This window comes from Humibacter antri (assembly GCF_054777235.1).
This window is the reverse complement of record NZ_BAAHAW010000046.1, coordinates 1-12,594: the sequence shown is the minus strand read 5'-3', so window position 1 is coordinate 12,594 and position 12,594 is coordinate 1. Positions and strand designations below refer to the sequence as shown.

Annotated in this window: 10 protein-coding genes; 9 read left to right on the top strand and 1 reads right to left on the bottom strand. The window is 66.6% G+C overall.

Features of this window, described 5'->3' with window-relative positions:
• Positions 1-281 precede the first annotated feature (281 nt).
• The gene (locus ACYVDK_RS16945; protein ID WP_460523923.1) at positions 282-1,532 is read right to left on the bottom strand and encodes an ROK family protein; all 1,251 of its coding nucleotides are present in this window, start codon (positions 1,530-1,532) and stop codon (positions 282-284) included.
• 121 nt (positions 1,533-1,653) lie between these two features.
• On the opposite strand from ACYVDK_RS16945, the gene ACYVDK_RS16940 reads away from it, so the two are divergent.
• The 9 genes from ACYVDK_RS16940 to cls all read left to right on the top strand — a co-directional run bounded on the left by ACYVDK_RS16940 (position 1,654) and on the right by cls (position 12,507).
• Positions 1,654-3,357: an ABC transporter substrate-binding protein gene (locus ACYVDK_RS16940; protein WP_460523921.1), complete on the top strand. Its 1,704-nt coding sequence runs from the start codon at positions 1,654-1,656 to the stop codon at positions 3,355-3,357.
• A gap of 85 nt (positions 3,358-3,442) precedes the next feature.
• Positions 3,443-4,432, top strand: coding sequence for an ABC transporter permease (locus ACYVDK_RS16935; protein WP_460523919.1), 990 nt, complete (start codon positions 3,443-3,445; stop codon positions 4,430-4,432).
• A 14-nt stretch (positions 4,433-4,446) separates the two neighbouring features.
• Positions 4,447-5,415 (top strand): ABC transporter permease, encoded by a 969-nt coding sequence (locus ACYVDK_RS16930; protein ID WP_460523917.1) that lies wholly within the window; start codon positions 4,447-4,449, stop codon positions 5,413-5,415.
• Positions 5,412-6,374 carry an ABC transporter ATP-binding protein gene (locus ACYVDK_RS16925; protein WP_460523915.1) on the top strand — a complete coding sequence of 321 codons (963 nt, stop codon included), beginning with the start codon at positions 5,412-5,414 and terminating at the stop codon, positions 6,372-6,374. The genes ACYVDK_RS16930 and ACYVDK_RS16925 overlap by 4 nt, the downstream gene beginning before the upstream one ends.
• Positions 6,371-7,186: an ABC transporter ATP-binding protein gene (locus ACYVDK_RS16920; protein WP_460523913.1), complete on the top strand. Its 816-nt coding sequence runs from the start codon at positions 6,371-6,373 to the stop codon at positions 7,184-7,186. Before ACYVDK_RS16925 ends, ACYVDK_RS16920 begins: the two co-directional genes overlap by 4 nt.
• A gap of 175 nt (positions 7,187-7,361) precedes the next feature.
• Positions 7,362-9,878, top strand: a complete 2,517-nt coding sequence (locus tag ACYVDK_RS16915) for a glycoside hydrolase family 2 protein (protein WP_460523911.1) — start codon at positions 7,362-7,364, stop codon at positions 9,876-9,878.
• A 19-nt stretch (positions 9,879-9,897) separates the two neighbouring features.
• Positions 9,898-10,776, top strand: coding sequence for a LacI family DNA-binding transcriptional regulator (locus ACYVDK_RS16910; RefSeq protein WP_460523908.1), 879 nt, complete (start codon positions 9,898-9,900; stop codon positions 10,774-10,776).
• Between the two features lie 13 nt (positions 10,777-10,789).
• Positions 10,790-10,957, top strand: coding sequence for a hypothetical protein (locus ACYVDK_RS16905; protein WP_460523906.1), 168 nt, complete (start codon positions 10,790-10,792; stop codon positions 10,955-10,957).
• Positions 10,958-11,043: 86 nt separating this feature from the next.
• Positions 11,044-12,507 (top strand): phospholipase D-like domain-containing protein, encoded by a 1,464-nt coding sequence (gene cls / locus ACYVDK_RS16900; RefSeq protein WP_460523904.1) that lies wholly within the window; start codon positions 11,044-11,046, stop codon positions 12,505-12,507.
• Positions 12,508-12,594 lie beyond the last annotated feature (87 nt).

Sequence of the window (12,594 nt, the reverse complement as noted above, 5' to 3'; positions counted from 1 at the left end):
ACCCCCCGACGCCCCTCACAGCGCCGGGCACCCCACCACGCCCACTCACCACCACATCTACGCGTCAGGGAAGAAGACCGCCGACTGAGCGGAGGGCCGCCGATCGAGCGGAGCGGACCGCCGGATGTGCACAGCACACGGTCGGAAGGGCCGAGTACACCGACGATTGAGGGAAATGGATCGCCGGTTGAGCTGAGCGCACCGCCGGTTGAGTTTGTCGAAACCGCCAAGGCTGCGTTCGTCGGGCCCAACCCGCAGCGATGCTCAACCCGCAGCGACGCTCAACCCCCAGCGATGCTCAGCCCGCGACCGCGGACAACCCCATCGTGCGCGGGGCGAGCTCCGTCTGCAGCACGAGCGCCGCGCCCCCCCACGGCGGCGGCATCCGAGACATCCGTCGACAGCCGCACCCGGATGCTGTGCTGGGTGCGCACGAAGAAGTGCTCGTTCAAGCGCCGTGCGATGGCACGCACATACGTGGGCCCTGCCACCGCGAACGCGGGACCGGACAGTGACACCGAGTCGAGGTCGAACAGGTTCGCCAGGGTGAGCACCCCGGAGGCGAGGAGTTCAGCGGAGTCCTCGATGAGCGTCGCGGCACCGGCATCGCCCCTGGCGGCCGCTGTGGCGATCGCGCGGAAGCCGCCGAAGTCGTCGTCGTCCGGCAGCCCGAGTCGAGCGGCCTCGCCTGTAGCTCGCGCATGCCGCACCACGGCGCCCGGATCGGCGATGTCCTCGAGGTACGTGGGCTCCCCGTCGACGCCGGTGACCACCACCTGACCCAATTCGCCGGCATTAGAACTCGAGCCGCGGAACACGATGCCGTCGATCAACACTCCCGCGCCGATTCCCGTGCCCATGTACACCGTGGCGTGCGCCACCGCGTCGTCCAGCTTGCCGCTCCAGAAGTCGCCGATCGCCGCGGCGGTCGCGTCGTTGTCCAGGATGACCGGCAGCGCGACGGCATCCGACAGCATCGAGCGGATGGGCACGTCGAGCCATGCCGCAAGGTGTGGAGAGTGCAGGATCATGCCCCTGCCGATATCCAGCGGTCCGGGCGCCACCACGCCGACGCCGACGACGGACGCCTTCTCGATGCCTAGTCCATCGAGCGTGCGGTCCACCTCTGAGGCGAGCCGGTGCACCATCTCCGACGGCTCGGTCGACCCGATGCCCGTGGTGCGCGTGCGGCCCACGATGGCGCCGGAGAGATTGATCACGACGTACGTGATCGACTCGCGACCGAGCTGCACGCCCACGGCGAAGCGGGCATCCGGATTCACGTCGAGCATGACGGGAGGTTTGCCGCCGGTGGACTCACCGCGTCCGGTCTCGATCACGAGCCCCTCGCCGAGCAGCTGGCGTACCACTGTCGACATGGTCGCCTGCGTGAGCCCCGTGCTCTCGGCCAGCTCGACCCGGCTGATCGGGCCGAGCGTGCGAATGAGATCGAGCACCAGCCCCCTGCTGGTTCCTCCCGCGAGCGAGACCCGCTGTCTGACCACCAATGCCTCCTCGTGTTCGATCTTCACACACGATGCTAACTTGACATGCTTTATAAAGTAACCTAAGAAAGAGGAATCGCGGCGAAGCGCCCTTCCCGCGGCGGCGGTCAAACCCCTTGCACCGCTCGACGTCAACGAAAGGACAAGGATGTCTCCACACAGCACACGACGCCGCTTCGGCGTCGCGCTCGTCGCGGTCGCGGCTGCGGCGACGCTGGCATTGTCAGGATGCTCGGCCAACGGCTCCTCGAAAAGTTCCTCCGGAACCAGCACGGTCACGATGTTCAGCGGTCAGGTGGGCAACTTCACCGAGAACTTCAACCCGCTCAACAACACGGGGGCCTACCTGCAGCCCACGAACGGCGTCATCTACGAGCCGCTCTTCTACTACAACAAGGCGCGCGCCGGCAAGCCGGTGCCTCTGCTCGGAACCTCGTACAGCTGGAACACCGATGGCACGCAGCTCACCGTGAAGGTTCGTCAGGGCGTGAAGTGGTCGAACGGCACGCCGGAGTCCGCCGACGACGTCGTCTACTCCCTCAACCTCATCTCCGACAACCCGGCGCTGAACACGTCCGGCGTCAAGTGGGTCGCGAAGAAGACGGCGGATGACACCGTCGTCATCACCTTCCCGTCGACGGCGTTCACGCTGGAGCCGCAGGTACTCGGCAACGAGCCGATCGTGCCGCAGAGCATCTGGTCGAAGATCTCCGACCCGACGAAGGTGACCAACACCACCCCGGTCGGCACGGGTCCGTACATGCTGAAGAGCTTCACTCCCCAGAGCTTCGTGCTCGAGAAGAACCCGAACTACTGGGGCACCGGCGACGCAGCGCCGAAGGTCGACCAGGTGCGCTACATCTCGCTGGCCAACGCGGATGCCGCCACTTCCGCCCTCGAAGCCGGGCAGACGGACTACATGGGCAGCTTCCTGCCGACGCTGAAGAGCATCATGTCCAAGCACAAGGACCTCAGCTACTCCAACTCGCCGCAGGCGACCACCGCGCTGTTCACGTGCGAGAACTCATCGCTCGGATGCACCGGACCCCAGACGGATGTCGCCGTGCGGCAAGCGATGTACTACGCGATGGACCGCACCCAGCTCGACAAGCAGGCTGCTGCAGGCTTCAGTGCGCCGGCATCCCCGTCGCTGCTGCTGAACACCGTGAACAAGTCGCAGATCACCAACCCCGACTACCTGGAGGTGCCGCAGAGCGCGAACGTCTCCAAGGCCAAGAGTCTTCTCGAGGCGGACGGCTGGAAGCTCGGCTCGAACGGCTACTACGCCAAGGACGGGCAGGAGCTCGATCTGTCGGTCAACGTGGTGTCGGGATGGACCGACTACGACACGATCTGCCAGCTGCTGCAGGGTCAGTTCAAGGCGGCGGGCATCAAGCTCAGCGTCAACCAGATGGCGCAGAACGCGTGGAGCCAGGCGGAGTCGACCGGCAAGTTCCAGATGTCGATGAACTCGGTCAACATGGGCGTCTCGTCCGACCCGTACTACCAGTACAGTGCGTATCTGGCCACGTCAGCGACCGCCCCCGTCGGGCAGCCGGCCACGTCGACGAACACGTCGCGGTACTCGAACCCCGCGGTCGACGCGGCGATCAAGCAGCTGGCCACCACCAACCAGGAGTCCGTGAAGCAGTCCGCATACAAGACGATCCAAGACCAGATCGTCAAGGACATGCCCTACGTGCCGGTATACGTGAACTCCGCGCTCGCCGAGTACAACAACTCACGCGCGACCGGCTGGCCGACGCAGAGCAACCAGTACGCGTTCCCGCTTCCGTGGGGCGGCAACTGGGGCGTGGGCATCGTGCTCAAGACGATCCGCCCGGTGAAGTAGCCACAACGCGGCAAGGCGCCGTGCGTCGGGCGGATGTCTTCCAAGCATCCGCCCGACTCACGATCGCGCAGAAAGCAGACTTCAGATGCGGTTCTACCTGCAGAAGATCGCGTTCTATGCCGTCGCCCTGTGGGCGGCGGTGACGCTGAACTTCCTCATTCCTCGCATGATGCCCGGCAACCCGGTCGACATCATGATCGCCAAGATGGGTGCGGCCGGCCAGCCGATCACCGCCGGCACCCGGCACGCCCTGGAGGTCGAGCTCGGCGGTGGTGGCGGCAGCCTGCTGCAGCAGTACGGCGACTACATCGTGAACCTGTTGCACGGCGACCTCGGCGTCTCCATCACCAACTATCCGGAGCAGGTCACCACGGTCATCGGCCAGGCGCTGCCCTGGACCATCGCGCTCGTCGGGCTGGCCACGATCATCTCGTTCATCCTCGGCGTCGGCCTCGGCATGCTCGCCGGCTGGAAGCGCGGGTCGTGGCTCGACAACCTCATTCCGGTGACCACGATGTTCCAGGCCGTTCCGTACTTCTGGCTCGCGCTCATCCTGGTACTGGTGCTCACCCGCGTAGTTCCACTGTTCCCGTATGCGGGCGGCTACAACGTGGCGGCGACGACACCGGGCTTCAGCCTCGACTTCTTGGGCAGCGCCATCTACTACGGATTCCTGCCGGCGCTGACCATCGTCGTCTCGTCGATCGGCGGATGGATGCTCGGCATGCGCAACATGATGGTCTCCACGCTCTCCGAGGACTACATCGTCACCGCCGAGGCGAAGGGCCTGAACCCGCGACGCGTGCGCATGACCTACGCCGCGCGCAATGCGGTGCTTCCATCGCTCTCCGGATTCGCCATCTCCCTCGGGTTCGTGGTCTCCGGATCGATCGTGACCGAGCAGGTCTTCAGCTACCCCGGCATCGGCCAGCTGCTGTTCTCGGCCGTGTCGAACGACGACTACGCGCTCATGCAGGGCGTGTTCCTCGTGATCTCACTCTCGGTGCTCGCCGCGAACCTCGTGGTCGACGTGCTGTACGGACTCATCGACCCGCGCACCCGCGCCCGGTCCTAGGAGGCGCGCAAGACATGGCATCCACACTCGCCACGACCGAGATCGCGCCCGCCGCGATCGGCAATCGCCGAAGCATCGCCCGTCTGCTGCCGTCGCGCTCGCCGAAGCTCGTCGTCGGCCTGATCATCGCCGGCGTCATCATCCTTTGGGGAATCGTGGGGCCGCTCCTGGTCGGCGACCCCAACGCCATCAGCACCGATGCGTTCGCACCGCCCGGGCCGGAGCACTGGCTGGGCACGACGCAGACCGGGCAGGATGTCTGGACGCAGATCGCATACGGCATCCGCGGTTCGCTCGTGATCGGCTTCACCGTCGGGGTGCTGGCCACGGTGCTGTCGGCGTTCTTCGGCATCCTCGGTGCGTACGTCGGCGGGGCGGTGGACGAGGGCTTCGCTCTCTTCACGAACGTGATCCTGGTCATCCCGGGACTGCCGCTCGTCATCGTGATCGGCAACTACGTTCCGCAGAATCAGCGCGGCCTCTTCCTCATCGCCATTGTGCTGGCCATCACGAGCTGGGCGGGGTCCGCCCGTGTGCTCAGGGCTGTCACGTTGTCGCTGCGAGGCCGGGACTACGTCGCCGCGTCGCGAGTGGCCGGCGAGAAGACGTGGCGCGTGCTCGTGGTGGAGATCCTGCCCAACCTCATCCCGGTCATGGCGTCGCAGTTCGTGTTCGCCATCATCTTCGCCATCCTCGGCGAGGCCGGGCTGTCGTTCCTGGGCCTCGGCGCGAACAACTCGTTCACGCTCGGCACCATCCTCTACCAGGCCTACAACGACCTCGCCCTCACCCAGGGCGCCTGGTGGTGGTTCGTGCCGCCGGGACTGGTGATCGCCCTCTTCGGTGCTGCGCTTTCGCTGATCAACTTCTCGATCGACGAGATCATCAACCCGAAGCTGCGCAACCAGACCAGGGCAGCGCGCAAGGCCTGGGGCCTGAGTGCGTCGCAGATCAAACTCCTCGAGAGGGAGGACATCAAATGAGCGCGGCCACAAGCATCCGTCCGCCTCGCAGCGTGGCTGACCCCGTGCTGACCATCGACGACTTCAGTGTCGACTACCTGGGCGCCCGCACCACGCACGCGGTGAAGAACGTGACCCTCACGCTCGGGCGCGGCGAGGTGCTCGGGCTGGCCGGCGAATCCGGATGCGGCAAGTCGACGCTCGCCTACGGGGTGACGCGACTGCTGAAGCCGCCGGCGCTGATCACGTCGGGATCCGCCACCTTTCATTCGCGCGAGGGGTACTCGATCGACCTGGCTTCGCTCGGCGGCGCAGATCTGAGGGCGTTCCGCTGGGACAAGATCTCCATGGTGTTCCAAGGGGCGATGAACTCGCTCAACCCGGTCATCAGCATCCAGGACCAGCTCGAAGACATCTTCACTGCGCACCGGCCGGAGTTGAAGAAGAAGGAACGGGTGAAGCGCGCCGGCGACCTGCTCGAAAGGGTCGGGGTCGGCCGGGACCGGCTGCGGTCGTACGCGCACGAACTCTCCGGCGGGATGCGGCAGCGGGTGATGATCGCCATGGCGATGGCGCTCGACCCGCAGGTGATGATCATGGACGAGCCCACCACGGCGCTCGACGTGGTGGTGCAGCGCGAGATCCTCGACGAGATCTCGCGCCTGCGCGCGGAACTCGGCTTCGCCGTCATCTTCATCACGCACGACCTGCCGCTGCTCTTGGAGATCAGCGACCGCATCGCCGTGATGAAGGCAGGGGAGATCGTCGAGCTGAACGACGCGTACGACCTCTACACCGACCCTCAGCACGCCTACACGAAGCAGTTGCTGGCATCCTTCCCGAGCCTGACCGGAGACCGTGGCGACTTCATCCGCACGGGTGTGCGCGACGAACGGCTGGGAGCGGATGCCGGAGCCGGCTCCTCGGACAACGCCGCGGCAGACTCCGGGAACTCCGAGACCGAAGGAGCGCGCCGATGACCACCCTCGAGTTCCGCAACGTGTTCAAGCGGTATCGCGTGCGCGGCGGTCGGCGCTCGCACGAGCTCCTCGCGGTGAACGATGTGAGCTTCACGCTGGAATCGGGCAAGACGGTCGCGCTGGTCGGCCAGTCCGGGAGCGGCAAGTCGACGATCGCGAAGCTGCTGCTGCAGCTCGAGCATCCGAGCGACGGGCAGATCCTGCTCGACGGAAAGCCGGTCAGCCGCCACGGCCGCGGCCTGCGCGACTACCGGCGCCAGGTGCAGATGGTCTTCCAGGACCCGTTCGCGTCGCTCAATCCGTACCACTCGGTGGCGCATCACCTGGCGAGACCGCTCAGCCTGCACGGCCGCGGTCGCACCCGGTCCGAGGTGGATGCCGGTGTGGCGGGACTGCTGGAGCGCGTGCGGCTGACGCCGGCGGAGGAGTTCGCGGCCAAGCATCCGCACGAGCTCTCCGGCGGGCAGCGGCAGCGGGTCGCGATCGCCAGGGCGCTCGCCCCTGAGCCGAGCATGCTCATCGCCGACGAGCCGGTGTCCATGCTCGACGTCTCGATCCGGCTCGGTGTGCTCAACCTGCTCGCCGGCCTGCAGCGGGAAGAGAACCTCGGCGTGCTCTACATCACCCACGATCTGGCGACGGCGAGGCACTTCTCCGACGAGATCCTCGTGATGTATCGGGGCGAGATCGTCGAGCGTGGACCGGCCGACGACGTCATCCTCAACCCTCAGCACGAGTACACGAAGCTGCTCGCCGCCGCGGCACCGAATCCCGAGCTTCGCCTCAAGCAGCTCGCCGGGGCCACACCATAGACGCACTCCGTCCGACACCCCACCGTCGGTTGAGCTTGTCGAAACCCGCCTGCACCTGTGCGATTTCGGCAGGCTCTACGCCGCGTGGCGGACGGCCCGGCAAACCCGGCATGCGCAACGAATTCGACGAGCTCAACCGTCGAAGCCGCACGACCTACGAAACAGAAAGAGCACCATGCCCTTCCTTCCCAGCACCTTCACCCCGATCCGCGACGGCTGGACCGTCAGCGCGGTGGAAGGCCCGACCCCCGACGGCGTCGCCCTGACGAACGTGCCTGCGGTCGTGCCGGGCGTGGTGCACACCGACCTCCTGCGTGCGGGTCTCATCGCCGATCCGTTCGACGGTGACAACGAGGCGGATCAGCAGTGGATCGGCGACACGGTGTGGCGCTATTCCACGGCGTTCGAGTGGGCGGATGACGGCAACACCCGTCACGACCTGGTTGCGTACGGCCTCGACACCGTCGCGACGATCCGGCTGAATGGCGCGGAGGTGGGTCGCACCCAGAACCAGCACCGCTCCTACCGTTTCGACATTCGACCGCTGCTGCGCAAGGGCCGCAACGAATTGAGCGTCGAATTCGCGGCACCGGTGCCGGAGGTGGAGCGGCGGGATGCCGAGCACGGCTCGTGGCCGCATGTGAACCACCATGCGTTCAACCAGCTGCGCAAGTCCGCCTCGAACTTCGGCTGGGACTGGGGCATCGACGTCGCCACCAGCGGCATCTGGCAGCCGATCGGCATCGATTCGTGGTCGGGTGCCCGGGTTGCCTCGGTGCGCCCGCTCGTCGACGTGGACGGCACCGACGGCGTCGCGATGGTGCACGTGGAGGTCGAGCGTGACGGGGTGCGATATGACGGCCCGATCACCTTCACCGCGCGGATCGGCAGGGTCGAGGCGGAGGCGACCGTTTCGGCGGCCGAGACACGGGCATCCGTCGAGGTGCGGGTCGCAGATGTGCAGCTGTGGTGGCCGATCGGCCACGGCACGCAGCCGCTCTACGACGTGAGCGTCTCCCTGCGCGGAGCACACGCGGCGTGGCACGGCCGAATCGGCTTCCGCACCGTCGAGGTCGACACTTCTCCCGACGAAGCCGGCAACAGGTTCGTCGTGCGAGTGAACGGCGAGGACGTACTCGTGCGCGGTGTGAACTGGATCCCGGACCACGCGTTCCTCACCGAGATGACTCGCGATCGCTATGCGCGCCGTTTGGCCGATGCAGTGGAGGCGAACGTCAACCTGATCCGAGTGTGGGGCGGCGGTATCTACGAGTCCGAGGACTTCTACGAGCTGGCCGACGAACAGGGCGTGCTCGTCTGGCAGGACTTCCTGTTCGCCTGCGCCGCCTACTCCGAAGAGGAGTGGCTGGCCGACGAGGTCGAGGCCGAGGCACGCGAGCAGATCGTGCGCTTGTCGCAGCATGCGTCGCTGGTGATCTGGAACGGCAACAACGAGAACATCTGGGGCTACGTCGAGTGGGGCTGGCGTGAGGTGCTCGCCGGGCGCGCCTGGGGCGACGGGTACTGTCGAGCGCTCTTCCCCCGGTTGCTGGCCGAGCTGGACCCGACCCGGCCGTACTCGCCGGCGAGCCCGTTCTCGTTCGTCGACTACGCGCATCCGAACGACGAGCGCAACGGCACGATGCACATCTGGGATGTCTGGAACGAGCGCGACTACGCCGCCTACCGCCAGCACCGTCCGCGATTCGTCAGCGAGTTCGGGTTTCAGGGACCGCCGGCCTGGAGCACCCTCACGCGCGTGGTGCACGACGAGCCGCTGGAGCCGTACGGACACGAGATGCTCGTGCACCAGAAGGCGGAGTACGGCAACCTCAAGCTGGACCGGGGCATGGCGGCACACCTGCCGCAACCGACGTCGATCGAGGATTGGCACTGGGCTGCGCAGCTCAACCAGGCGCACGCGATCCGGTTCGGGGTGGAGCACTTGCGCTCGCTGACCCCCTACAACACGGGAACGATCCTGTGGCAGCTCAACGACGACTGGCCCGTCGTCTCGTGGGCGGCCGTCGACTTCGACGAGCACCGCAAGCCGCTCTGGTACGCCATGCGCGATGCGTACGCGCCGCGTCTGGCGACCATCCAACCGCGCACGATCGACCCGCGCGACGTGGACCCGACCGCGCTCGATGAGCCGGAGGAGTACCTCGCGCTCGTACTGGTCAACGACACGGCCGCCGCCGTCTCCTCAACGGCGCGACTCGCGCGGCTCGCGCTCGACGGCACCGTGCTCGCCGAGCAGACGTTGCCGCTCCATGTGGAGGCGCGGGGCACGGCGACGTACCGGTTGCCGGCTGACGTGGCCGGCTTCGACGACGACGCCGCCGAAGTGATCGTCGCCGCCGTCGACGGGTTCGCACGAGCCGTGTTCAACGGCGCGGAGGCGGTGAGGCAGCGCCTGGCCCCCGACGCACTGCAGGCATCCGCCGTGCGCACCGAGAACGGATACCGGATCGCCGTGAGCGCTCGCTCCTATGCTCGCGACGTGTTCCTCGCGGTCGACCGGGTGGATGCCGCCGCCGCAGTCGACCAGGGACTCGTGACACTGCTCGCGGGCGAGACGACGACGTTCCACGTCACCAGCAGCGCCGACGTCGACCCCGCAGTGTTCACCGGTCCGTTCGTGCTGCGCAGCGCCAACGACCTGCTCGCAGGCGAACGATCGCGCTCGTGAACGCGGCGATACTGTACCCATGAGTGCGACGCGGAGCGAACCGGCATCGATCGGCATGGCGTTTCTGCGTTCTCCGGCCGGTGTCGACCCGTTCTACAGCGAAGTCATCGCCGGAATGGAAGACGTGCTGCACCCGTACGGCATACGCGTGCTGATGCAGACCGTTCCGACGGTCGCAGACGAGCTCATCGCGTATCGCAGGTGGGCTGCATCGGGCACCATAGCCGGCGTGGTGGTCAGCGACTTGACCGTCGACGACCGACGGGGCGCCGCGCTCGCCGAACTCGGGCTGCCGCACGTGACACTCGGCGAGCCCGTGGACGCCGCCGGCGGCGCTGTCGTGCGCGTGGACAACTACACGACGACCGTGCACGCCGTACAGCAGCTCGTGCAGCTCGGGCACCGCGCGATCGGGCGTGTCTCCGGGCCCGAGCGCCTGGTGCACACGCAGGCGCGCGCCGTCGCCTTCGCGGACGCTATGGCTGCGGCCGGTGCGGCCCCCAGTACAGCGATCGGCGACTATTCGGGCGCGAGCGGAGCGGCCGCCATCCTCCAGCTGCTCGAGTCGCCACAGCCGCCGACCGCTGTGATCTTCGACAACGACGTGATGGCGGTCGCGGGACTCGATGCGGTGAAGGCGCGCGGGATGTCCGTTCCCGGCGACCTCTCGATCGTGGCGTGGGACGACTCCACCCTCTGCCGGCTCGCCATGCCGCCGCTGTCGGCGATGAGTCACGACGTTCGGGATCTCGGCGCACTCGCGGCGACAACCCTGCTGGCCGTGATCGACAGAGGAGAGCCGGAAGACGTCACGGCGCCTCTCTCCGTGTTCATCCAGCGCGGCTCCACCGCTTCCCCCCGGGTGGATGCGGCGGTGGCTCCAAGCTCCAGCGCGTAGTCTTGAAGACATCATGGACGGCGTATGGGCAGGCATCATCTGGGCGCTCGCGCCGACGGTTCTTGTCGGGCTCGTATTCTGGATCGTGATGCGTTCCGTGGTGCACGCCGACCGCAGCGAGCGCAAGGCGTACGCGAAGATCGAGGCGCAGGAACGCGCCCGCCGCGGCCTCCAGCACTAATCGCTCCACTTCACCCCTTGTCGGTGGCGCCGACTGTCGCCCGCCGGTGCTAGCGTCAGCCCCAGCCGGCTGCACGAGGGGATGGCATGGACAGCGGCACCCTGACCTGGATCATCATCGTCATCGCGCTTATCGTCGATTTCGGACTGCGCATCGTGGCGATCATCGTCATCCCCCGCAACCGCCGGCCCACGTCGGCGACCGCGTGGCTGCTGGCCGTCTACTTCATTCCGTACATCGGATGGCTGTTCTTCCTGCTCATCGGCAGCTACAAGCTGCCGAAGCAGCGACGCCTGCGGCAACAGCAGATCAACCAGTTCATCCTCGAGTCCACTGAGGGCATCGAGCGGGTGCGTCGGGATCATCCGTGGCCGCCGTGGCTCGGGTCCGTGGTGCGCATGAACCGCAGCCTCGGGGCCATGCCACTCGTCGGCGGCAATGCGGCATCCCTGATCGGGGCGTACGAAGAGTCGCTGGATGCCATGACCGGGGCCGTCAACGCGGCCACCCGTTATGTGCACGTCGAGTTCTACATCCTCAGCTGGGACGATACGACGGGGCCGTTCTTCGACGCGCTGGAGGCCGCCGTGAAGCGCGGCGTGACCGTGCGCGTGCTGCTGGACCACATCGCGTCCCTCCGCACGAGGGACTACAAGCGCACCATCAAGCGCCTCACCGAGATGGGGGCGCAGTGGCAGCTCATGCTGCCCGTGCAGCCGCTCAAGGGCAAGTATCAGCGTCCGGATCTGCGCAATCACCGCAAGCTGCTGGTCGCCGACGGCCGGGTCGGGTTCATGGGCTCGCAGAACGTGATCGACCGCACCTACAACAAGCGCAGCAACATCAAGCGGGGGCTGAAGTGGAAGGAGCTCGTCGCACGGCTGGAGGGTCCGATCGTCGCAGGGCTCAACGCGATCTTCATCACCGACTGGTACTCCGAGACCGGCGAGCTGCTCGCCCGTGAGCGCGACCCGATCGTGACGGTGCAGGTCGAGGAAGAGCTCGACTGCCAGCTGGTGCCGAGCGGGCCGGGCTTCGATAACGAGAACAACCTGAAGCTGTTCCTCGCACTGCTCTATTACGCCACCGAGCAGATCATCATCACGTCGCCGTATTTCGTGCCGGACGAGGCCATGCTGACCGCGCTCACGACGGCGGTGCAGCGGGGCATCCGTGTCGAGCTCTTCGTCTCGGAGATCGGCGACCAGGGACTCGTGTACCACGCTCAGCGCTCGTACTACGAGCAGCTGCTTCGCGCGGGCGTGACGATCTGGATGTACAAGGCGCCGTACATCCTGCACGCGAAGCATTTCACGATCGATGACGAGGTGGCGGTCATCGGCTCGAGCAACATGGACATGCGCTCGTTCATGCTGAACGCCGAGATCTCGCTCATGGTGCGCGGCAAATCGTTCGTCTCCGAGATGCGCTCGGTCGAGCAGGGGTATCGGGACGCCAGCAAGCAGCTGACACTCGACGAATGGATGAAGCAGCCGCTGCTGTCTACCATGCTCGACAACCTCGCGAGGCTGACCTCCGCGCTGCAGTGACTCTGCGCATTGGAGCTAAACCTGGATCCACCGATTGAGCGTGGGGTGGTGTCGGCGCGTTAAGCGGAGAATGCCTGTCTGATCAGG

Excerpts from the sequence above, each read along its gene's own strand:
- ACYVDK_RS16940 (WP_460523921.1), top strand. The coding sequence starts at position 1,654 with ATGTCTCCACACAGCACACGACGCCGCTTCGGCGTCGCGCTCGTCGCG.
- ACYVDK_RS16935 (WP_460523919.1), top strand. The coding sequence starts at position 3,443 with ATGCGGTTCTACCTGCAGAAGATCGCGTTCTATGCCGTCGCCCTGTGG.
- ACYVDK_RS16930 (WP_460523917.1), top strand. The coding sequence starts at position 4,447 with ATGGCATCCACACTCGCCACGACCGAGATCGCGCCCGCCGCGATCGGC.
- ACYVDK_RS16925 (WP_460523915.1), top strand. The coding sequence starts at position 5,412 with ATGAGCGCGGCCACAAGCATCCGTCCGCCTCGCAGCGTGGCTGACCCC.
- ACYVDK_RS16920 (WP_460523913.1), top strand. The coding sequence starts at position 6,371 with ATGACCACCCTCGAGTTCCGCAACGTGTTCAAGCGGTATCGCGTGCGC.
- ACYVDK_RS16915 (WP_460523911.1), top strand. The coding sequence starts at position 7,362 with ATGCCCTTCCTTCCCAGCACCTTCACCCCGATCCGCGACGGCTGGACC.
- ACYVDK_RS16910 (WP_460523908.1), top strand. The coding sequence starts at position 9,898 with ATGAGTGCGACGCGGAGCGAACCGGCATCGATCGGCATGGCGTTTCTG.
- ACYVDK_RS16905 (WP_460523906.1), top strand. The coding sequence starts at position 10,790 with ATGGACGGCGTATGGGCAGGCATCATCTGGGCGCTCGCGCCGACGGTT.
- cls (WP_460523904.1), top strand. The coding sequence starts at position 11,044 with ATGGACAGCGGCACCCTGACCTGGATCATCATCGTCATCGCGCTTATC.